17 protein-coding genes and 1 tRNA gene are annotated in these 20,624 nt (G+C 72.1%); 9 read left to right on the plus strand and 9 right to left on the minus strand.

Annotated elements, in window-relative coordinates; translation table 11 throughout:
- Positions 1-11 precede the first annotated feature (11 nt).
- Positions 12-491 (plus strand): hypothetical protein, encoded by a 480-nt coding sequence (locus ACIPJI_RS31500; protein WP_402250182.1) that lies wholly within the window; start codon positions 12-14, stop codon positions 489-491.
- A 62-nt stretch (positions 492-553) separates the two neighbouring features.
- On the opposite strand, the gene ACIPJI_RS31505 is transcribed toward ACIPJI_RS31500, so the two are convergent.
- Entirely contained in the window at positions 554-2,674 is a 2,121-nt protein-coding gene (locus tag ACIPJI_RS31505) for an FUSC family protein (protein WP_402250184.1), read from the minus strand.
- A gap of 93 nt (positions 2,675-2,767) precedes the next feature.
- Here ACIPJI_RS31505 and ACIPJI_RS31510 point away from each other — a divergent pair, with 93 nt between their 5' ends.
- Positions 2,768-3,424 carry a hypothetical protein gene (locus tag ACIPJI_RS31510; protein WP_356620716.1) on the plus strand — a complete coding sequence of 219 codons (657 nt, stop codon included), beginning with the start codon at positions 2,768-2,770 and terminating at the stop codon, positions 3,422-3,424.
- Positions 3,425-3,489: 65 nt separating this feature from the next.
- Here the strand turns inward: ACIPJI_RS31510 and ACIPJI_RS31515 are convergent, their stop codons facing one another.
- Positions 3,490-4,632, minus strand: coding sequence for a DUF2786 domain-containing protein (locus ACIPJI_RS31515; RefSeq protein WP_356620717.1), 1,143 nt, complete (start codon positions 4,630-4,632; stop codon positions 3,490-3,492).
- A gap of 125 nt (positions 4,633-4,757) precedes the next feature.
- On the opposite strand from ACIPJI_RS31515, the gene ACIPJI_RS31520 reads away from it, so the two are divergent.
- Both ACIPJI_RS31520 and ACIPJI_RS31525 read left to right on the plus strand, forming a co-directional pair.
- Positions 4,758-5,483: an ABC transporter ATP-binding protein gene (locus ACIPJI_RS31520; RefSeq protein ID WP_402250185.1), complete on the plus strand. Its 726-nt coding sequence runs from the start codon at positions 4,758-4,760 to the stop codon at positions 5,481-5,483.
- Positions 5,477-7,627, plus strand: a complete 2,151-nt coding sequence (locus ACIPJI_RS31525) for an FtsX-like permease family protein (RefSeq protein WP_402250187.1) — start codon at positions 5,477-5,479, stop codon at positions 7,625-7,627. Before ACIPJI_RS31520 ends, ACIPJI_RS31525 begins: the two co-directional genes overlap by 7 nt.
- A gap of 111 nt (positions 7,628-7,738) precedes the next feature.
- On the opposite strand, the gene ACIPJI_RS31530 is transcribed toward ACIPJI_RS31525, so the two are convergent.
- Positions 7,739-8,452 (minus strand): lipoprotein, encoded by a 714-nt coding sequence (locus tag ACIPJI_RS31530; protein ID WP_356620720.1) that lies wholly within the window; start codon positions 8,450-8,452, stop codon positions 7,739-7,741.
- A 101-nt stretch (positions 8,453-8,553) separates the two neighbouring features.
- Between ACIPJI_RS31530 and ACIPJI_RS31535 the strand changes: the two genes are divergently transcribed.
- Positions 8,554-9,114 (plus strand): sugar O-acetyltransferase, encoded by a 561-nt coding sequence (locus ACIPJI_RS31535; RefSeq protein WP_307707595.1) that lies wholly within the window; start codon positions 8,554-8,556, stop codon positions 9,112-9,114.
- 83 nt (positions 9,115-9,197) lie between these two features.
- Complete coding sequence (locus ACIPJI_RS31540) at positions 9,198-10,883, plus strand: bifunctional 3'-5' exonuclease/DNA polymerase (RefSeq protein WP_356620721.1); 1,686 nt, start codon at positions 9,198-9,200, stop codon at positions 10,881-10,883.
- 155 nt (positions 10,884-11,038) lie between these two features.
- On the opposite strand, the gene ACIPJI_RS31545 is transcribed toward ACIPJI_RS31540, so the two are convergent.
- From ACIPJI_RS31545 to ACIPJI_RS31555, 3 genes are all read right to left on the minus strand, one after another.
- The gene (locus tag ACIPJI_RS31545) at positions 11,039-12,310 is read right to left on the minus strand and encodes a hypothetical protein (RefSeq protein WP_402250190.1); all 1,272 of its coding nucleotides are present in this window, start codon (positions 12,308-12,310) and stop codon (positions 11,039-11,041) included.
- A 95-nt stretch (positions 12,311-12,405) separates the two neighbouring features.
- Positions 12,406-12,915, minus strand: a complete 510-nt coding sequence (locus ACIPJI_RS31550; protein WP_356620723.1) for a SigE family RNA polymerase sigma factor — start codon at positions 12,913-12,915, stop codon at positions 12,406-12,408.
- A 107-nt stretch (positions 12,916-13,022) separates the two neighbouring features.
- Complete coding sequence (locus ACIPJI_RS31555; protein ID WP_356620724.1) at positions 13,023-15,284, minus strand: excinuclease ABC subunit UvrA; 2,262 nt, start codon at positions 15,282-15,284, stop codon at positions 13,023-13,025.
- 127 nt (positions 15,285-15,411) lie between these two features.
- Between ACIPJI_RS31555 and ACIPJI_RS31560 the strand changes: the two genes are divergently transcribed.
- Positions 15,412-17,961: a polysaccharide lyase family 8 super-sandwich domain-containing protein gene (locus ACIPJI_RS31560; RefSeq protein WP_402250194.1), complete on the plus strand. Its 2,550-nt coding sequence runs from the start codon at positions 15,412-15,414 to the stop codon at positions 17,959-17,961.
- Between the two features lie 131 nt (positions 17,962-18,092).
- Here the strand turns inward: ACIPJI_RS31560 and ACIPJI_RS31565 are convergent, their stop codons facing one another.
- Entirely contained in the window at positions 18,093-18,254 is a 162-nt protein-coding gene (locus tag ACIPJI_RS31565; RefSeq protein ID WP_402250196.1) for a hypothetical protein, read from the minus strand.
- 354 nt (positions 18,255-18,608) lie between these two features.
- On the opposite strand from ACIPJI_RS31565, the gene ACIPJI_RS31570 reads away from it, so the two are divergent.
- A complete protein-coding gene (locus ACIPJI_RS31570) occupies positions 18,609-19,181 on the plus strand; it encodes a GNAT family N-acetyltransferase (RefSeq protein ID WP_402250198.1) in 573 nt (190 codons plus the stop codon).
- A 116-nt stretch (positions 19,182-19,297) separates the two neighbouring features.
- Positions 19,298-19,771, plus strand: coding sequence for a hypothetical protein (locus ACIPJI_RS31575; protein WP_402250200.1), 474 nt, complete (start codon positions 19,298-19,300; stop codon positions 19,769-19,771).
- Positions 19,772-19,794: 23 nt separating this feature from the next.
- On the opposite strand, the gene ACIPJI_RS31580 is transcribed toward ACIPJI_RS31575, so the two are convergent.
- The gene (locus tag ACIPJI_RS31580; RefSeq protein WP_402250201.1) at positions 19,795-20,460 is read right to left on the minus strand and encodes a proteophosphoglycan 5; all 666 of its coding nucleotides are present in this window, start codon (positions 20,458-20,460) and stop codon (positions 19,795-19,797) included.
- A gap of 53 nt (positions 20,461-20,513) precedes the next feature.
- Positions 20,514-20,590: transfer RNA gene (locus ACIPJI_RS31585), tRNA-Thr, on the minus strand.
- Positions 20,591-20,624 lie beyond the last annotated feature (34 nt).

Below are 20,624 nucleotides of genomic sequence, written 5' to 3' on the forward strand. Positions count from 1 at the left end.
GGGACAGATCCGTGCTCAAGCTCGTACGTACATCGGCCGTCGCGGCGGGCCTCGTCGCCGCCCTCGCGCTGACCGGATGCGGCAGCGGCGACAGCGACGACGCCGGCAAGGACCAGGCCACGGCCTCGCCCACCGAGGCCGGCGGCGACAGCGGCGGCGGCGAGGGCAGGGCCCGCGACATCGAGGGCACCTGGACCGGACTGAGCGACGGGAAGCCGGTCGCGCTGTCCGTCCAGGGCTCCAACGCCGCGATCGTCGCCGACGGGCACGCCTGCACCGGTGAGGTGCAGGACACGGGCAAGCAGACGCTGTCGCTGAAGTGCGCGGACGGGAACACCGACCGCACGCTGGGCTCGATCGAGTCCCACGACGGGACGACGCTGGTCATCTCGTGGGACGCCGGCAAGAAGGACACGCTCAAGAAGAGCGAGGCGGGCGCGCTGCCCGACGGTCTGCCGACCGGCCTGCCGTCGGACTTCCCGACCCCGTGACGGCCGCGGTTCACCGCCGGCCGGTCGCCGGTGGTGAGCCGCCCCGCACGTCTCCTACCTTGTCACCGGGCCGCGGGTCCCTCATGGGTCCGCGGCCCGTCGTCGCCCTGCCTCGCGGCCATGGCGTCGGCCAGGTCGTCCAGGGCGGCGAGGAGTTGGACGGCTCCGCCCCGCAGGACGGCGTCGGACGTCTCCGTCGTCCCCCAGCGGTCCACGACCTCGTGCACCGGCCCCCAGTCCGGCACCCGGTTCTCGCGTACCGCTTCCGCGCCCTCCTCGACGGCGTGACGCAGCACCTCGGCCAGCGCGGCGGCGGCAGGCACCGGCACGGCGCCCTGACCGCCGCCGTACTCGGGCAGGTGCGCCTCGATGAGCATCGCGACCCTGCCCGCCTGGGCGAGTGCCCGGCCCGCGTCCTCCGCCGTTCTGCGTGACAGCACACGGGAGCGCACGGGCTCGTGCTTGGCCTTGGACAGGGCGTCCCGCCAGGCGATCCGGGCGTCACGCGAGTCGAGCAGCGTGCCCCGGACGTCCGCCGATCCCGGCGGTCCGGACGTGTCCGGCCCCTCGGCGGGATCGGCGTACCGGTCGAGGACGGCCGCGGCGTAACGGCCGTTCGCGAGCAGCCAGTCGGCGAGCCGGTGGTGCAGGCGCGGGGTCTCCCAGGCCGGGTAGAGGGCATAGGCGAGCATCGCCAGCACCCCGCCGAGGAAGGTGAGCAGCACCCGCTGGGGAACCGTCTGGGCCCAGTCCTCGCCGCCGGTGCCGAGCAGGAAGACCACGTAGGCGGAGATGAAGACGCTGGCCACCGCGTACCCGGTGCGCATGACGAGGTACATGCCGAAGGCGCACAGGACGGCGATGCCCGCGCTGACATAGGTGCCGGGCCGGGCCGTCTGCACCACCGCCGTCGCCACGCCCACACCGACGAGGGTGCCGCAGAAGCGGGCGACGGAACGGCCGTAGGTCTGGGAGAAGTCCGGGCGCATGACCATGACCGCCGTCAGGGGCGCCCAGTAGCCGTGGCCCAACGGGAGCGCCGTGCCCAGCAGATAACCGGCGGCCACGACCGCCGACGAGCGGACCGCGTGCCGCAGCACCGGCGAGTCGGGGCGCAGTTCGTCGCGCATCGCCCGCAGCGCGCCGGGGACCAACCGCACCAGCCCGTGCCGTGTGCGGTGGTCGGACTCGGCGTGGCCCGCGCCGCGTGCCGTGCCGACGACCTCGTCGAGCAGTGCGGTCAGCCGCAGGGACGCTCGGCGGGGCGGCCCGGAGAGGAGGGCGCCGGTGTCGGGCGTCCGCAGGGCGGCGGCCGCGGCCGGCGGCACCAGGACGGCCTCCCCGTGCCGTACGGCACGCGCCGCGGCGTCGAGCACCGTCCCCGCGGCGTGGAGGAGTTCGCGCACCCGGTCGCGGGCCGGGCCCTTGGCGGGGACGCCGACGGCCGGGTCGGCCAGTGAGGCGAGCACGGGTCTGATGCGTTCGGCGACGCCGCGGGTGCCGTGCAGCTCCGCCGGCCTGCGCCTGGCCTGCCGCGGGGTGACGGCAGCGGCACTGCGGGCGTGCATCAGCGGGGCCGGGTCGAAGGACGCGGTCGGGTCGTCGCGGAGCCTGCGCGCGTAGTCGGCCTCCGCCGCGAGCGCGTCGGCGAGCGCGTCGCGCTGCGCGCCCCAGCGGCGTACGGGGAACAGGACGACGAGCAGAGCCTGTACGACCCCGCCGACGGCGATCATGGCGGCATGGCCCGCCGCGGCGGCGACCGACGTGGGCAGTGTGACGGTCACCAGCATGATGGCGATGTTGGAGGAGGCCATGATCCCGGCGGTCGGCCCCACCGCCCACAGGAGGCCGCCGAGGAAGGTCCACAGCGTCAGCAGGGCGAGGAACAGGGCGACATGAGCGCCGGTGAGGTAGCCGAGGAAGGTGGAGACGGCGAGCGTCGCTCCCGACAGGAGCGCGAGGACCGGCCGGGGCCGCCAGCTGCGCTGGAACGTGGCGATGGCGGCCTGGAACGCGCCGAAGGCGGAACTCACGGCGACCGCTGGGCCGAAGAGCGTGAGTCCCGCGCCGACGACGAGCGCCAGCCCGGCGGCGCCCCGGAGGGCGATGAGCGGTTCCAGCCGTTTCCGCTCGACCTTCAGCCCCGAAAGGGCGGTCTCCTTCAGCGCCCGGAGCCAGCTCATGGGCCGAGCGTAACGACCTTTCCCGGCATTTCACCCGACCTCCGGGCACAGTGCGTTGCCCGGCGGGCCACACCTGGGCCCTACGCTCTCACCATGTCGAACATACGCACGGCGCGGTTGTCGTCGGACGGGCTGTGGATCGCCTTCGCGTTGCTGCTGTGCGCGTCCGTCGTCGTCTGGCTGGCGGCCGGCCTGCTGGCGGCGATCTCCGAACTGGACGAGCGGTGCAGCCACGGGCTGGTCGGCCCCGGCGGCCCGTTCACCGTCGAGCGGAGCAGCCTGCCGCCGGACGTGCGGTGCGTGTTCGCGGACGGCACGACCATCTCCACCGCCGGCGCGCTGGTGTGGGTGATGTGGGCGTGCGTCGCCGCCACGGCCGCCTGCGCCGTCGCCGCGACCACGCTGGAGTTCGTCCGGCCCGATCACGAGAAGGCGGCCCGGCGGATGGGGGCAACCGCCGTGGGCGCCGGATTCGCCCTCGCTCTCGTCCACGCCGGCGGCACGGCGCTGACCTCGCCGGGGAAGGAGCCCCTGCAGGCCTGCTCGGCGTTCGTGACCGGCATCTACGACCGCGCCGCGCGCGTGGACCGCGACATCTTCCCCGCCCAGGCCACCTGTGTGTACCGGGACGGCACCACGTACCGCCTCCTGCCGGAGTGGCTGGGCGTCCTCGAGTGGCTGCTGCTCGGCGCGGTGATCGTCTGCGTGGCGGTCATGGCCGCGGCCAGGAGGCGGCAGCGCGCCGACTGACGGGGCCAGGCAGTGACGCGGAGGCCGGGCCGGAGGGGGCAGCGCCTTCGGCCGGCGGGGCGTGCCTAGTGCCGGGGCCCGCGTGCGATACGTCCCGCCGACGGCGCCGGGCCCCGCCGCTCGGCGCGGTCCGCCGCGGCGCGGCCGTCCTGCCAGCCGTCGAGGTCCGTGGCGCCGCGCACTCGGGTGGTCGTCGTCTCCGGGAACATCCGGTCGGTGTGCGAGGCCACCGCCACGTCCCGCGATGCCAGGACCGGCAGCAGGTCGGCGGTGACCACCTCGTCGGCGACAGCGGTCAGATGTTCGCCCAGGCGGCTCGCGTACGCGGTCCAGAACGACTGGCGGAAGGTCTTGGTCCGCCGGCGGCCGCCGGCCCGCTGCGCGGACTCCGCCTTGGTGAGGGCCGCCGCGCCCTGGACGAGCAGGGACGTGTGGAGCAGCTCGACCGACTCGAGATCACTCTCGAAGCCGACGACGGTCGAGAAGGCGAACGCGCTGTTCCACACCGCTCGGCAGCGGTTCGCGGCGGCCACCGCGTCGAGCAGGACCGCCTTCGCCGTCTCGTAGGGGGCGTCCACACCTATCCGGCACGCGGACGGGGCGTCCGGGCTGTGCGTACGGGCGGCCAGCAGCGCCTCGTCGACGCTGTGCCGGGCCATCAGCTCCTGTGCCTTCGCGGTGAGCGCCTCCGCCTCCTGTGGGTAGCCGGTGGCCTCCGCCTTCGCCAGCAGCGCCCGGATCCGCCCGAGCATGCGCGGCTCGTACGGTGACGCCGGCACGGAGGCCAGGGACTCGCCCGGGACGGGGCCGACCGGTTCGATCGCCGGGAGACGGGAGAGCAGCCGGTACAGCTCCAACAGGGCCGTGGCGTGCGAGAAGCGGTCCGACCTGGGCGGCTGCAGGCCGGCCAGGTCGCCGAGCTGGGCACGGAAGCGGGGTGCGAGCCGCGGGCCGTAGCGCTTCGTCTCCGCCGTGATCAGCCCCGCCGCCAGCAGTTCGTGCGTGTCGTCGAGGTCCCGTCGGACCAGCCGCACGACGTCGGCCGGCTGCCAGCCCCGCTCCCACGCCCGCCGCACGAACTCCTCGCCGCGAAGGCGCAGCTCGTCGTCGGCGGACGGGTCGGCGGCGAGCAGGGACGCGCCGGTGTCGAGCGCCTCGTCGCCCTCCCCGTACAGCGCCGCCGCCAGCGCCTTTTCGACCGTACTCATACTTCGGATGGTCCCACGGACGGGGCGGCCGGTCCCGCGGGGTGCCGCGGGGTAGGGCAGGCCATACCCCGGGGACACCCCCCAGTGGTCGTGATCACGGCGCCGGAAGACGGAAGCCTGGCGGCATGACCACAACAGCCGTACGGCTCACCGGCCTCCGCCGCGTCCACCGTGACGTCACCGCACTCGACGGAGTCGACCTGGAATTCCCGCGAGGGTCCTTCACCGCCGTCATGGGGCCCTCCGGATCGGGCAAGTCCACCCTGCTCCAGTGCGCCGCCGGGCTCGACCGGCCGACCTCGGGGACCGTGGAGATCGACGGTGTCAGGCTCGAAGGGCTGAGCGAACGGCGGCTGACGCTGCTGCGGCGCGACCGGATCGGCTTCGTCTTCCAGGCCTACAACCTGATCCCGTCGCTGACCGCGGCCCAGAACGTCGCCCTGCCGCTGCGGCTGGCCGGGCGGCGGCCGTCGCGCGGCGACGTGCGCGGGGCGCTCGCCGAGGTGGGTCTCGAGGGGAGAGCGGGGCATCGGCCGGGACGGATGTCGGGCGGGCAGCAGCAGCGGGTCGCTCTCGCCCGCGCCCTGATCACCCGGCCGGCCGTGCTGTTCGCGGACGAACCGACCGGCGCGCTCGACACCGTCACCAGCAAGGAGGTGCTCGGACTCCTGCGCGGGCTGGTGGACCGCGAAGGGCAGACGATCGTGATGGTCACCCATGATCCGGTGGCCGCTTCGTTCGCCGACCGGGTCGTCCTCCTGGTCGACGGGCGGGTCGGCGGAGAGCTCACGTCGCCCACGGCCGAGCAGGTCGCGGCCCGTCTCGCGGGGCTGGAGGCGGTCCCGTGCTGACCGTCGCCTGTGCCGCACTGCGGGCACGCTGGGCGACGTTCGTCGCCGGCTTCGTCGCACTGGCACTGGGCGTCGGACTGATCGCGACGATGGGTCTCGGCCTGGCCTCCACCTTCGAGCCACCGAAGCACCCGCCGGAGCGGTTCGCCTCGTCACCGGTGGTCGTCATGGGGCAGGACAGGCTCACCGTGGAGGTCCGTCGGGGGCCGGGGACCGAGGAGGTGTCGAAGCCGCTCGTCCATCCACACCCTGTGGACACAGAACTGGTGCGGGAGCTGGCCGCACTCGGCCCGGTGACCCGCGACGGCGGCCCTGACGCGGTCGGCGTCGACGCCCCCGCCGACAAGGTCGAGGAAGTGGTGGGCCACAGGGCGCAGGTCCTCACCGGGGGCGAACGGCGGCGGGCGGATCCCGGGACCGAGCGCGACGCCCAGGCTCTCGTCTCGGTGAACTCGCTGCTCGGCACGGCCGGCGGCGTGTCCGCCTTCGTCTCCGTCTTCGTGGTCGCCTCGACGTTCGCCTTCGCGGTGGCCCTGCGGCGGCGTGAGTTCGGGCTGCTGCGGACGGCGGGGGCGACACCCGGCCAGATCCGCCGGCTGCTGCTCACCGAATCGCTGGTCGTCGGCGTGCTCGCCTCCGCCGCGGGCTGCGCGCTCGGCGGGTGGGGAGCCCCGCGGCTGGCCCGAACCCTCGTCGAAGGGCAGGTGGCCCCCGAGTGGTTCGCGATCCGCGACGACGTGAACTGGCCCTTCCACATGGCGTTCTGGACGGGGGTGCTGGTCGCCCTCACCGGAGTGTGGGCGGCCTCGCGCCGGGCAGGGCGCATCGGCCCCGCGGAGGCGCTGCGCGAGGCGGACGTGGACACGGGCGTGCTGTCGCGCGGCAGGCTGCTGGCCGGCATCGTCCTGGCGGTGGCCGGCGCGGCGCTACTGGCCTGGGGGCTCGCCACGGACCCGGCCGACCTGCTGAAACGCAAGACGTACCTGACCCGGCCGATGATCCTGATCACCGCGGTCGCACTGCTGGCTCCGCTGCTCGTGCGGCGCACCGCGAGGCTGCTGCCCCTGCCCGGCGCGGTCGGGATGCTCGTACGGGAGAACACCGCCGCGTCCGTGCGCCGCACGGTTGCCGTCGCCGCGCCCGTTCTCGTCACCGTGGCACTCGCCGGTTCGATGACCGGGACCGCCGAGTCGGTGACGGCGGCGCGGGCGGCGGACGCCAGGGAACGGACAGCGGCCCAACTCGTCGTGACCGGTGAACGGTTGCGGGTGACGGAACGCCCCGCGGCCACAGCGGCGACGAGGACCGCGACCCTCTCGCCGTCCGCGTCCACCGCCGTGTACGTACGGGAGGAGGGCACCGCACTCGTCGGGTTCGAGGCGCGTGCGGTGACCGACCCGGCGGCGTTCGCGCAGCTGGCGCGGCTGCCGGTCACGGCGGGCGACCTGCGCGACCTGGACGACCGTTCCATCGTCGTCACCGAGGAATGGATGCAGCACGAGGTGGGCCGGACCATCGACGTGTGGCTGGGCGACGGCCGCCCGGCCAGGCTCCGCATCGCCGCTGTCCTGGCGGTCGGGACCGGTGGCGACGGCGCTTTCGTCACAGCAGCCAACGCGCCCACCGCACCGGTCGACAGGATCGACGTACGGGCCGGTTCCGGCGCCTCCCCGGCCGCACTCGCCGCCCTCGCCGCCGAACTGCGGCACTCCTTCGGCGGAACGGTCCGCGAAGTGGACGAGTGGGCCGCCGCGACACATCCCCGCACCAGCTCGCAGACCCGTCTCGGAATGCTCGTCGTCCTCGGGATCGCCCTTGTCTACACGGCGATCGCCCTCGCCGGAACGCTGCTGATGGCCACCTCGGCACGCGCCGGGGAACTCGCCTCGCTGCGCCTCGCGGGAGCGACCCGGGCACAGGTGCTGCGGGTGGTCACGGGTGAGGCACTGCTCTCCGTCGCCGTGGGAACCGTGCTGGGGGCCGCGATCACCGCGGTGAACCTGGCCGGGCTGGGGACGGCGCTGGCCGCGCTGTCGGCGCCCGTGACCGTCGTGGTGCCGTGGGGGACGGCCGGAGCGGCACTCGGGGCATGCGCGGCGGTCGCCGTCCTCGCGGCGCTGGTCAGCTGCCCGCGGACCAGGTGAGGGGGCCGGGTGAGGGGGCCGGGTGAGGGACGGGGTCGTAGGGCTCCCGGGGCGGGGCGCCGCGAGCCCGTCCCCCGCCCGCGGTCCTTTCCCGGGACGACGCACGCCCGGTCAGGAAATACGCAGCGTCCGCTTCGCGAGTTCGTACGCGGGGAGCATCTGCTCGTGTTCCTGCGAGTCGAATCCGCCGAGGTCCACGACCACCAGGCCCTGCGGCGTGGTCACGGCGAAGGCACGTTCCTTCTTCGGGTCGTCGAGGAACTCGTTCTTGTTGATGTACGTGACCTCTGTGGCGGCGAACTTCCCCGCCTTGGTGTCCTTGTACACCTCGTCCGTCCGCTCCTTCGCCCCGTCGGCGACGAACGCCTGGAGCGCCTTGCGGGTGTCGCCTCCGGCCTCCGCACCGACCCACACCCGGATGAAGCCGATGTGTCCGGCGGGCTTCGCGTCGATCTCGCACACGAGCGTGACCGGGCCCTGGTCGAGGACCGCGGCGAACTCGCTGTCCTTGTCGCTCTCGACGCGCTCGGGCTTGAAGTCCGCGGCGAGCGAGAAGGTGACGGGCATGGGGCAGGCGGAGCCGGGGGCCCCTACCGAGCCCGCCGCTGCCGGCCCGCCGGCCGCCTTGTCCTGCTCCTTGCTCTCTCCCTTCTTCGTCTCTTCCTTGTTCGCGTCCTGCTGGGTGTCCTGCCGGCTCCCCGGACCGCCCGCCTTCTCGCCGGAGTCGGCCTTCGACGAGCAGCCGCTCGCCACCCCCGTCACCAGTACCGCCGCCACCGCCCCGAGAGCCGCACCGCGCACACGCCCCCGCATCACAGTCCGCACCGAAGGATCCCCACCCTGTCTGTCCGTGAACCCGCCACCGCTTTCGGTGGCGTAGCAGGATCGATCCTACGGAGAGCGGGTGTCGAGGAAGGGTTCGATCAATGGGCGAGAACAAGGACCGGATGCTGGCCGGCGAGTGGTACCTCCCGGACGACGAGGAGTTGGGCGCGGACACCCGGCGCCGCGGCGAACTCTGCGCCGCCTACAACGGGAACGGCGGCGCCTCGCCCGACGATCGGACCGCGATACTGCGCGAACTGCTCGGCTCGCTGGGCAAGGACGTACGTATCCGGCCGCCGTTCCACTGCGACTACGGGCACTACATCAGCATCGGGGACCGTACGTTCGTCAACTTCAACGCGGTCTTCCTCGACGCGGCCCCCATCACCGTCGGCGCGGACGTGCAGATCGGACCGAACGTGCAACTCCTCACCCCGACCCACGAGATGGACACGGAGCGACGCCGGGCGGGCTGGGAGAAGGCGGTCCCCATCGTGATCGGCGACAACGTATGGCTCGGCGGCGGCGTGATCGTCTGCCCCGGCGTCACCATCGGGGAGAACACCGTCGTCGGCGCGGGTTCCGTGGTCACCAAGGACCTGCCGGCCGGGGTGCTCGCCGTGGGCAACCCGGCCCGCGTCGTCCGCACCCTCACGGACTGAGCCCCCGCAGCGCACCCACCTCCCGCGACGCTGCCCGGCCCGTCGACCGGCGGTTGTCGTACCCGGCTGCCACACTCGAACCCATGGGCGAACGATGGGCTCTGGCAGCGGCGGAGGGGGACGGGGCCAGGCTCGTCCCCCTCCGTCCCGACGGCCTGCCCGCAGGGCCCGTTGTGGAGGAGCCCGATCTGGTCGAGGCGGTCCGCTCCCGCCCCGAGGCGGACCGGTGGGTGTGGCGGTCCACCGCCGGGATCTATCCGCGGCTGCTGGCCGCCGGTGTCCGGGTCGAGAGGTGCTACGACATCGAGGACGCCGAGCTGCTGCTGCTCGGCCACGAGGGACGGCTCGGCGAACCCCGTTCGGCGGCCGCCGCCTGGGCGCGGCTGCGCAACGCTCCCGTGCCGCCCGATCCGCCCGCCCGCGCGGCGGAGCCCGGCTCCCAGTCCTCACTGTTCGAGCCGCAGCCCGTCGCCGTGCCCCTGGAGGCGCTGCTCGAGGTCTATGCCGACCAGCAGCGAAGGCATCTGGCCGCGGAGCACCCCGGCCGGATGCGGCTGCTCACGGCCGCGGAGTCCGCGGGCATGCTGGTGGCCGCCGAGATGAACCGCGCGGGACTCCCGTGGCGGGCCGATGTGCACCGGGCGGTGCTGCACGAGCTGCTCGGCGAGCGGTACGCGGGCGGTGGCGAGCCGAGACGTCTGGCGGAGCTCGCGGACGAGGTGTCGGCCGCCTTCGGCCGGCGCGTGCGGCCGGACCTGCCTGCGGATGTGGTGCGGGCGTTCGCCCAGGCCGGGATCAAGCTGCGCTCGACCCGGCGCTGGGAGCTGGAGGAGATCGACCATCCGGCCGTGAAGCCGTTGATCGAGTACAAGAAGCTGTACCGCATCTGGACGGCACACGGCTGGGGCTGGCTCCAGGACTGGGTACGGGACGGCCGTTTCCGGCCCGGGTACCTGCCCGGGGGCAGCGTCTCCGGCCGCTGGACGACCAACGGTGGCGGGGCACTTCAGATACCGAAGGTGATCCGGCGGGCCGTCGTCGCGGACGACGGCTGGCGTCTCGTGGTCGCCGACGCCGACCAGATGGAGCCGCGGGTGCTCGCCGCGATCTCGCGGGACCACGGCCTGATGGAGGTCGCCGGGCACGACGGCGACCTCTACACGGCGCTGTCCGACCGGGCGTTCTCCGGTGACCGCGACCACGCCAAGATCGCGCTGCTCGGCGCGATCTACGGCCAGACGTCGGGCGACGGCCTGAAGAACCTGGCGGCGCTCCGGCGCAGGTTCCCGAGGGCGGTGGCCTATGTGGACGACGCGGCGAAGGCGGGCGAGGAGGGCCGGCTGGTACGGACGTGGCTGGGGCGCACCAGTCCACGGGCGGCCGGGGCGGGCGACGACGACGAGGCGGGCATCCCCCAGGAGCCGCTCGAAACCGCCCCCGCCGACGGCGAGTTCACGCCTGGCTACGCGTCGACCAACGCCAGGGCACGGGGCCGTTTCACCCGGAACTTCGTGGTGCAGGGCAGCGCCGCCGACTGGGCGCTGCTGATGCTGGCGGCGCTGCGTCAGGCGACCTGGGGGATGCGGGCGGAGCTGGTGTTCTTCCAGCACGACGAGGTGATCGTGCACTGCCCGGCGGACGAGGCCCGCGACGTGGCGGAGGCGATCCGCTCGGCCGGTGAGCTGGCCGGGCGGATCGCTTTCGGTGAGACGCCGGTGCGGTTCCCGTTCACGATCGCGGTGGTGGAGCGCTACTCCGACGCGAAGTGACGCGTAAGGGCACGGCTGCGGGGGTCGGCGCCATGAAGGCCAGGCTTCCGGCTCGGCGCCATGAAGGCCAGGCTCCGGGGGTCGGCGCCGTGGAAGCCCTGCCGCACAGCTCGGCGCCGTTGAGGCCCGGGCTGCCGGCCCGGCCCCGCTGCGGCTCACCCGGCCGCCGTGCGCCACTTCTCGTCGAGGACGATGGTCTTCATCTGCTCGATGGTCAGGACCGGCTCGGCGCGGCTGGCGTCCTGGCCCTGCCCCGGCGCGTTGAAGGCCATCATCACGACCCGGAAGCCGTCGGGACGCAGGGTGTCGACCGTCCAGCCGACAGCGCCCGCGCCGCCCTTCTGGTCGGGGTCGTTCTCCTTCTTCACCATGACCTTCGTGCCGTCCGGCAGGGTCGTGACGTCGCCGGTGAAGAGCTCCGTCGCGAGGTCCTGCATGCCGTTCTGTGCGTTGACCTGGATGAAGCCGGCGCCCTTGCCGTCGTCGGCGACGACGAATCCGTAACCGGGTTCGCCCTGCTTGTCGAGGACCTGCAGCCCCTTGGGCAGCAGCGACGTGAGGACCTTGTCCACCGGGGTGCCGGTGGAGCCGGGCAGCGGTGTCTCCTTGTGGGGCTCGCCCAGCTGTGCGCCGATCGACCGCCACACGTCGTCCGTGACGAGCGTCTTCAGCTGCGGGCCCGTCAGGGGCGGCGCCGGCCGGCTGACCGGCGCACCCTTCTCGGCCGGCGCGTTCCATTCACTGGCGTCGACCTGCACGCCCCCAGGTGTGATCAGGACGGCCCGCCACAGCCGGGTGTCCACGCGCCGGTCGGGATACTCGTAGCCCTGGAACAGCATGTAGCGGGAACCGTCGGGGAGCGTCTCGGCCGTGCAGGTGTCGTGCTGCACCAGCGCCTTGGACGGGCAGGTGACGGACTGCTCCACGCTCCGTCCGGCCGGATCGACGGTGCTCACGCCGAGGCTGATCGCCGCCGCTCCTCGTCCGTCGTCGAAGACGACGGAGGCGTACGGGCCGGTCCCTCGGCCCTTGGCGTCCTCGGTGATGCCCTGGCCGTCCTCGCGGGTGGTCTTCCCCTCGGGCAGCAGGGCCTTGAAGGCCGCGATCATCTTCTCCTTGGTGACCCCGCCCCCCGCGGGCGAACTCGGAGCGCCGGGCGTGGCCTGCCCTGCGACGGCGGTGGGCGTGGCCGGTGCCGCGACCGACGCCCGGCCGTCGCCGGAGCCGAGCGCGCCGCTCGTGTAGCCGCCGGCGACGCCGACCACGGCGAGTGCCAGGACACTGCCGGTCACGGCGGCGGCGCGACGACGGGCCAGCCGGCGGCGGCCGCGGGTCAGGCCGCCTTCCACCAGACCCGGCCGGTCGGAGGGCCGGAAGGTGTCGCCGGTACGGCGCATCGCATCACCGAGTTCGTCCTCGAAAGGCATGGGGAACCACACTCTCTGGTCGCAACGCATGAAATGAAGTGGTGGAGCCCGCGGGGCGGCCCGCAGGAGGAGCCCGCCGTCGTAAGTGCCGCGCCTCAGCGGGCGGCGAACTCGACGAGGCTGCCGCCGAGCTGCTCACGGAGCTTGGCGAGCGCCCGCACCGCTCTGGTGCGCACCGCGGCGGAGCTGACGTTCATCGCGTCGGCGGTCTCCTCGATGCTGCGGTCCTCCCAGTACCGCAGCACCACCACCGCCCGGTCCTTCGGTGAGAGCCGGCCGAGCGCACCGAGCAGTGCGAGGCGCAGCTCGGGGTCGTCACCGCAGAGCAGGGCGGAGTCGGGCAGTTCGCCGACAGGGCGTTCCGAAGCGGAGCGCCGGCGCCTGTGAGTGAGGAACGAGCGGACGAGAACGGTCTGTGCGTATCCCGCCGGATTCTCGATCCGGGAGACGCGCCCCCACAGCACGTACATCCGGCCGAGCGTCTCCTGCACCAGATCCTCCGCGAGGTGGGTGTCCCCGCTGGTCAGGAGGCAGGCGGAGCGGTAGAGGTGCGCGGCGCGGTTCGCCGCGAACTCTCTGTACTCCTCCGTGCGGGACGCTCTCATCCCCTGCTCACTCTCCCCCGTCGTGCGCCGGCGACCCCTTCACCTCATTGACGCGGCAGCGTCCCCGTAATGTTTCAACCGTTTTCCAGGACCCCGTCCTGGGCGGGTCAGGCCCCGACGTACTCCCGCAGGTGATGCGCGGTGAGGGTGTCCCCGTGGGCGACCAGGTCCTTGGGTGTCCCCTCGAAGACGATGCGGCCGCCGTCGTGTCCGGCGCCGGGGCCGAGGTCGATGAGCCAGTCCGCGTGTGCCATCACCGCCTGGTGGTGCTCGATGACGATCACGGTGTTGCCGGCGTCCACCAGCCGGTCGAGCAGCGCCAGCAGCTGGTCCACGTCGGCCATGTGCAGACCGGTGGTCGGCTCGTCCAGGACGTACGTCGCCGCCTTCTCCGCCATGTGGATGGCCAGCTTGATGCGCTGCCGCTCACCGCCGGAGAGGGTGTTGAGCGGCTGTCCGAGCCGGAGATAGCCGAGCCCGACGTCCCGCAGCCGCCCGAGGATGGTGTGTGCCTGACCCGAGGTGAAGAAGTCGTGGGCCTCGGCCACCGACATCCCCAGCACCTCGCTGATGTTCTTGCCGCGCAGGGTGTACGTGAGCACCTCGGGCGTGAACCTCTTGCCCTCGCACTCCTCGCACACCGATGCCACGCCGGCCATCATGGCGAGATCGGTGTAGACCAGCCCGAGGCCGTTGCACTTGGGGCAGGCGCCCTCCGAATTGGCACTGAACAGGGCCGCCTTGACGCCGTTGGCCTTGGCGAAGGCCGTACGGATCGGGTTCAGCAGACCGGTGTACGTCGCCGGGTTCGAGCGGCGCGAACCGCGGATGGGCGACTGGTCGGCGACCACCACTCCCTCACGGGCGGGCAGGCTGCCGTGGATCAGCGAGCTCTTGCCCGACCCGGCGACGCCGGTGACCACGGTCAGGACGCCGAGCGGTATGTCGACGCTCACGTCCCTCAGGTTGTGCAGGTCGGCGCCCTTGATGGCCAGCTGTCCGCGCGGCTCGCGCACCTTCTCCCGCAGGCCGGCCCGGTGCTCCAGATGCCGCCCGGTCAGCGTCCCGGAGGCACGCAGTCCGGGCACATCGCCGCTGAAGCAGATCTGTCCGCCTTCCGTGCCGGCCCCGGGACCGAGGTCGACGACGTGGTCGGCGATCGCGATCACCTCGGGCTTGTGCTCGACGACGAGCACCGTGTTCCCCTTGTCGCGCAGCCGCAGCAGCAGGTCGTTCATCCGCCGGATGTCGTGCGGGTGGAGACCGACGGTCGGCTCGTCGAAGACGTAGGTCACGTCGGTGAGGCTGGAACCGAGGTGCCGCACCATCTTCACGCGCTGCGCCTCACCGCCGGACAGCGTGCCGGCGGGCCGGTCCAGGCTGAGATAGCCGAGGCCGATCTCCACCAGCGAGTCGAGCAGGTCCCGCAGTCCGGCGAGCAGGGGGGCCACACCCGGGTCGTCGATCCGGCGCACGAACTTCGCGAGATCGCTGATCTGCATCGCGGAGCACTCCGCGATGTTCACGCCGTCGATCTTCGAGGACAGGGCGGCGGCCGTCAGTCGCGTGCCCCCGCAGTCGGGGCATTCGCGGAAGACCACGGCCCGGTCGACGAAGGCCCGGATGTGGGACTGCATGGCGTCGCGGTCCTTGGTCAGCATCGTCCGCTGGACCTTCAGCAGCAGTCCCTCGTACGTGAAGTTGTTGCTGCCGACCTTCACCTTGACCTGCGGCTTGTGGAGGAAGTCCGCCCACTCCCGCTCGGTGAAGTCCCTGAGCTTCTTGTCCGGGTCGTAGAAGCCGGAGTTGGCCATGATCTGCCAGTACCACGAGTCCACCGCGAAGTTCGGCACGGTGATCGCGCCCTCGTTCAGCGACTTGTCACGGTCGACCAGCTGGTCGATGTCGATGTCCGACACCTGGCCGACGCCTTCGCAGCGCGGGCACATGCCTTCCGGAAGATTGAAGCTGAAGGCTCCGGAAGTGCCGATGTGCGGCGTGCCGAGACGGGAGAAGACGATCCGCAGCATGGTGTACGCGTCGGTCGCCGTGCCCACGGTGGAGCGTGAGTTGGCTCCCATCCGCTCCTGGTCGACCACGATCGCGGCGCTCAGGTTGTGCAGCGCGTCCACGTCGGGCCGGCCGAGGCTCGGCATGAACGACTGGATGAAGGCGGTGTACGTCTCGTTGATGAGCCGCTGGGACTCGGCGGCGATCGTCCCGAAGACGAGGGACGACTTCCCCGAGCCGGACACACCGGTGAAGACGGTGAGGCGCCGCTTGGGGATGTCGAGCGAAATGTCGGCCAGGTTGTTCTCGCGCGCGCCGCGCACCTGGATCACATGGTGGTTGTCGGCCGGGATCGTCATTCGGCCGACGTTAGCCGACCCCACTGACAACGGGGCCCGGTACCTGTGTCCCGCCCGTTGACAGCGGTGGGACAGCGTTGTTTCGTCGTCTGGCAAGCGCTTTCCGGCCGAACCTTGGAGCGTTCAGGTGGAGTTCTCGCGTCGTTCCGTGCTGTCCGTGATCCCGGCGGCAACGCTGCTTGCCGTGGCACAGCCCCTGCGCGCCCGAGCCGCGCCCCGAGTCCGCTCCTCCGCCTCCGGGCAGGCAGCCGATCACGAGACCCTGCTCCGCAACACGGTGGCCGTCTTCGCCGGCACGGCGGAGGCCAACGCCCGGCCCGAAGTCGCCCCGAAAGTCGCGGTCATCACCTCTGCGGCGCGCTCACGGCTCGCCGCGATGGACGACGCCGGACCGGGCGAGCTCTTCGCGGGGGTTCCGCTCGGGACCAGCGATCCCAACCTGAGCAGGACGTTCCAGTACCTGTACGAGATCGCCCTGGCCACCCGCACCCCTGGCGCCTTTGGCCTGCTCGACGACACGGCGGTCAGGCGCAGGGTCGCCGACGGCCTGGTCCGTCTCCACGACGAGTACTACGGCGACCAGTCGAAGGGCTACTACGGCAACTGGTTCAACTGGGAGATCGGCATCCCCGCCCATGCGACCAAGACCCTCGTCCTCCTCGGCGACGAACTCGCGGCGTACCGGCCGGACCTCGCCGCGACCTACATCGCCTCCATGGACGCGTACCTGCGCAACGGCAAGGACGGCGACGTCGACCTCGACTCGCGCTTCCACACCGGAGCCAACCTCGCCGACATCACGACCAACCGGATCCTCCAGGGAGCGGTGCTCGGAGACGACGCCCGCGTCAGCAAGGCCGTCGCCGACCAGCTCACAGTCTTCGCGCGGATCGACCCGTACGACCTGCGGCACGGCGTGACCGACGGCTTCTACGCGGACGGCTCCTTCGTCCAGCACGCCTCCGTCGCCTACACCGGCTCCTACGGCAAGGGCCTGCTCACTCGGATCGTCCAGAGCGTCAAGATCCTCGACGGAACGGCCTACGTGCCCTCCGAGAACCTGGTCGGCGTCGTCCAGGGCTGGGTCGCGGAGGGCTTCGCCCCGGTGATCTTCGAAGGCTGGATGATGGAAATCGTCAAGGGCCGCGCCGTGTCACGCACCGGCACGGGCTACGCGGACGTCGCCGCCGTCGTGGAGGCCGTCGTCGACCTCGCCGGGTACAGCACCGGCGGCGACACCGATGCGCTCGAGGGTTATGTCAAGTACGTCCGGCAGACCTCCAGGGCGAACCTGGACCCGGCCTCCTTCGTCTCCCCCGTCAGCATCGCCCGCTACGCCGACATCCTGAACTCCCCGGTCCCGGCGAAGGACCTGGGGCCCGCCGCCTCCCACACCGCGTTCAACGCCATGGACAGAACCGTCCACCGGCGCCCCGGTTACGCCTTCGCCCTGGCCCGCAGCTCGGACCGCATCAGCAAGTACGAGTACATGAGCGGCGAGAACCTGATGCCCTGGTTCCAGGGCGACGGGGCCCACTACCTCTATCTCTCCGGCCAGGACCAGCGGCAGGCGTTCGGCATCGACTACTTCACCACCGTCTCCCCGTACCGCCTGGCGGGCGTCACCGCGCCCGTGGAGGACCGCCGCACCGTGCCGGAGCTGTACGGAACGCTCTGGTACGACAATCCCGAGCGCGGTTTCACCTCGTCCTCCGAGTCCCAGAACACGTACGTCTACTTCCCGCGCGGCAGCCACCCGCACTCCGGGGGCGCCCGCCTCGGCGCGTACGGCGCCACCGCGCTCGTCCTGTCCGACGACGTCGCGTACGCCGCGAAGGAGGCGGGCGAACTGCCCGACGACTTCGTCGCCTACCAGGGCGCCCGTGGCACCAGATCCTGGTTCATGCTCGACGACGAGATCGTCGTCCTCGCGGCCGGTGTCACCGGCCACGCGGGCCGCGCGGTGACCACCACCGTCGACACCCGCATCGCTCCCCCCGCCGCCCCGGTCACCGTCACCGGAGAACTCCACGACGGGACGCCGTGGCAGGGCACCGGCACCGCGCCGCTCGCCTGGCTGCGGTACGCCGATCCGGGGCAGCGGACCGCGGTCGGATACGTCTTCCTGTCCGGACCCCGGCCGAACGTCGCGCTCGACACGGTCACCCGCAGCCCGCGCCGCGTCCGTCTGTCCAACCCGGACACCGCCGTGACCAAGCAGGTCTTCACGGTCTCCTACGACCGGCCCGCCGGTGCCGCGCCCGCCGCCATGGCCCACGCGATCGTCCCGAACGCCTCCGAGCGCCGGTTGGCCTCCTACGCCGGCGGGCCGCTGGCCGTCCTCGCCAACACCGTCCGCGCCCAGGCGGTCAAGCACACCCGGCTGGGCATCCTGGCCGTCAACACCTTCACCCCGGGCACCCACCACGTCGAGCGACTCTCCGTCGACGGCCCCGCGTCGGTGATCCTCCGCCGGTTTGCCGACGGCACCTGCTCGATCGCGGTGTCCGACCCGACCACAGAACGCCGCACGGTCACGGTCACCCTCCACGGCCGCGCCCTGCGCCCCGTCTCGGCGGACGACGGCGTCCGCACCACCCACGTCCCGGGCGGCACCCGCCTCGACGTCACGACGCACCACGCCTACGGCCGCAGCTTCACGGCGACGCTGCGTTAGGGGTTCTCGTCCGGATCAGGCCGGCCGCGAAGGGGTCCGATTGTCGCCGAACTCGTGGCACAGCAAACAGGAAATCAGCCGGTGAACAGGGACACCGGAACAACAGCCCGTCCGATCGAGGACAACGACCGTCAGGAATCTGCCGCTTCGACGGTGTCCGGATTCACGGGCACAACGCCCGTATCAGGGACCAAGCCCTGCCGAGCGAGGAGAAGTCCGGCCTGGAATCGGCTGGTGGCGCCGAGTTCCTCCATGATGGCGGATATGTGGCGACGGCAGGTGCGGGTCGCCATGCCGAGCCGGCGCGCGATCCCCTTGTCCTTGAGACCTGAGCGCCCCGACCGGCGAGTTGCCGTCCGCCGCGCCGCCGGGACAGCGAGGCATGGACGACGACCACCATGCCGCGCCGCACCCCGAGTGCCCGGAACTCTTCCACGAGCAGGCGTTCATCGAGTTTCCGCATCGTGCGGGCTCCCTCCCCGGGTAAATCATGCGGGCAGGCGACCACGGGAAAAAGAGGGGCCCTGGGACCACAACGGGCCTGGCATCAACAGGACACCTCGCGGTTGTGGTGAAATCCGGCGGGTGCGGAACCTTCCGCCGGCGATCGAGCAGCGTCGCCGTGCCCGCAGTGACATCGTGGTGCCATGACCATCGAAGTTCGCCCGGCTTCGGTCTTCGAGGACGTCCGGACCCTGCTCGGCCCGAAGTCACCGGGCGCGAACGTCTGCTGGTGCCTGAGCTACCGGATCCCGTCCAAGCTCAACAACGAGCTCCGGGGGCCTGCCCGCGGCGAGTACGTCGCCGAGCTGTGCCGTACCGGTCCCCCTCCGGGCGTGCTCGCCTACGACGGTGACGAACCGGTGGGCTGGGCCGCCGTGGCGCCGCGCTCGGACACGTCCTTCGCACGCAATCGCAAGATCCCGCACGTCGACGACCTGCCGGTCTGGTCGCTGTGGTGCATCCGCGTGCGCCCCGGTCACCGCAAGCAGGGGATCTCGCACGCCCTCATCGCCGGTGCCGTCGAGTTCGCCCGCGCCCACGGCGCCCCGGCGATCGAGGCGTACCCCCTCGACAACGGCGGGGCGAAGGTCGACCTGACGATGGCGTACGCCGGGATCCGCAAGAACTTCGAGCGCGCCGGATTCACCAAGGCCGCCGACACCACCTCCGTGCTGGCCGGCCACCCCCGGATCCTGATGCGCCTCGACCTGCGCTGACCCCGCCGCACCCACCATCGGCGCCGGACCGGGACCCTGCCGCACGCGCGGAGCGGGCAGAGCAGTGCGGGTTCTGCACCGCGGCGCTGTCAGTGGGCCCTGACAGGATCGGCTCCATGGACTACTGGCCGTACCCGCCCGCAGAGGCGGAGCGCATCGACCCGTTCGACAGCATGCGCAGCGAGACGCAGTACGTGCTCTTCGGCGGCCACCGGCCCACGTCCGCGTTCACCGACCCGGCCAGGTTCGACGCCCCCGATCTGCACGAATGGATCCCGATGGGCTACAAGATCCTCCGGAAGGCGCAGAAGGTGGCCGTCCTCCGGCACGGCGACGTCGTGCGGGAATGGCCGGTGCTGCACCGCAACCCTCGCGTCGACCCCGTCGACCCGCCGGCCGGCGAGACGCTGTACCTGGACAACTGGCTGCGCGGTGTCTGCGGGTACCGGGTCCTGACCTCGCCGACCGCGATGAGCGCCCCGGAGGACGCCTACGACTACACCGCTGCCCTCACGCTGGCCCGCACCGCCTCGCGTGCCGAAGGCCGCGCCTTGGTCGTGTACATGTACGACGCCGAGAACTGGCACTGACGACGCAGGCTCACCACTCCTGGTCACACGGCCAGGAACTTCCTCGCCGCGGCCGCACCCGCGGCAGGGTCCCAGCCGCCCTTCCCGATGACGGCGGTCACGTGCGCCTCGGTGACGTCGCCGTCGGCGGCGACCAGTGCGTCGATGGCGTCCTGGCGAGCAGTCGCACCACCGAGCCCCGGGGCGTCACGGGTGAACGAGACGATGCTCTCGCGGGTCCGTTCCATGGTCAGGGCGGGCAGGCCCACGCTGTGGAACCCGTCGGGGACGCTGTACGCGGCGCGCTTCCACCCGTCGGCGTCGAAGCCGTAGACGAAGCCCACGTATTCGTCGGCGTCCAACGTCTGCTGCACCACCGGCCGCCACCAGTCGGGCGCCCCGGCGAGCAGATCGGTCTCGTCCTCGCCGAACTCCTCGGCAGCGGGGCCGTAGTACGTCTGCGAGTACTCGTGGTCGTGGCCCACCAGCAGCGCACGGCCCTCGCCGAGATGATGCAGGTCGAGCCAGTTGCCCCCGCTGTCGTCGAAGTGCCAGACACGGCCGTCGGCACGGCACGTGGCATTCGGTCCCCGGGCGGCACAGACCGCCGCGAACGCTGCCCAGCGTCCACGCAGCTGCGCCGGAGCGGGCAGGTCCAAGGCCATCAGTCCCACGATGTCCCCCTCCGTGATCTCCGTCTCGGGCGGCATGTCCCGAGCAACAGAAAACCCCAAGTCAGGGATTATCCGACCTGGGGTTCCGATGGAGCCGCCTTCGGGATTCGAACCCGAGACCTACGCATTACGAGTGCGTTGCTCTGGCCAACTGAGCTAAGGCGGCAAGCTGCCGGGAGATACACGTCCTCGCCGAGGAC

The sequence above is a fragment of the Streptomyces sp. NPDC086835 genome, from assembly GCF_044745705.1.
Classification (GTDB): domain Bacteria; phylum Actinomycetota; class Actinomycetes; order Streptomycetales; family Streptomycetaceae; genus Streptomyces.

Coding starts and splice junctions, on each gene's coding strand:
- ACIPJI_RS31555 (WP_356620724.1), bottom strand. CDS start 15,284: ATGACGATCCCGGCCGACAACCACCATGTGATCCAGGTGCGCGGCGCG.
- ACIPJI_RS31545 (WP_402250190.1), bottom strand. CDS start 12,310: ATGCCTTTCGAGGACGAACTCGGTGATGCGATGCGCCGTACCGGCGAC.
- ACIPJI_RS31575 (WP_402250200.1), top strand. CDS start 19,298: ATGGACTACTGGCCGTACCCGCCCGCAGAGGCGGAGCGCATCGACCCG.
- ACIPJI_RS31510 (WP_356620716.1), top strand. CDS start 2,768: ATGTCGAACATACGCACGGCGCGGTTGTCGTCGGACGGGCTGTGGATC.
- ACIPJI_RS31515 (WP_356620717.1), bottom strand. CDS start 4,632: ATGAGTACGGTCGAAAAGGCGCTGGCGGCGGCGCTGTACGGGGAGGGC.
- ACIPJI_RS31520 (WP_402250185.1), top strand. CDS start 4,758: ATGACCACAACAGCCGTACGGCTCACCGGCCTCCGCCGCGTCCACCGT.
- ACIPJI_RS31580 (WP_402250201.1), bottom strand. CDS start 20,460: ATGCCGCCCGAGACGGAGATCACGGAGGGGGACATCGTGGGACTGATG.
- ACIPJI_RS31535 (WP_307707595.1), top strand. CDS start 8,554: ATGGGCGAGAACAAGGACCGGATGCTGGCCGGCGAGTGGTACCTCCCG.
- ACIPJI_RS31505 (WP_402250184.1), bottom strand. CDS start 2,674: ATGAGCTGGCTCCGGGCGCTGAAGGAGACCGCCCTTTCGGGGCTGAAG.
- ACIPJI_RS31570 (WP_402250198.1), top strand. CDS start 18,609: ATGACCATCGAAGTTCGCCCGGCTTCGGTCTTCGAGGACGTCCGGACC.
- ACIPJI_RS31550 (WP_356620723.1), bottom strand. CDS start 12,915: ATGAGAGCGTCCCGCACGGAGGAGTACAGAGAGTTCGCGGCGAACCGC.
- ACIPJI_RS31565 (WP_402250196.1), bottom strand. CDS start 18,254: ATGGCGACCCGCACCTGCCGTCGCCACATATCCGCCATCATGGAGGAA.
- ACIPJI_RS31540 (WP_356620721.1), top strand. CDS start 9,198: ATGGGCGAACGATGGGCTCTGGCAGCGGCGGAGGGGGACGGGGCCAGG.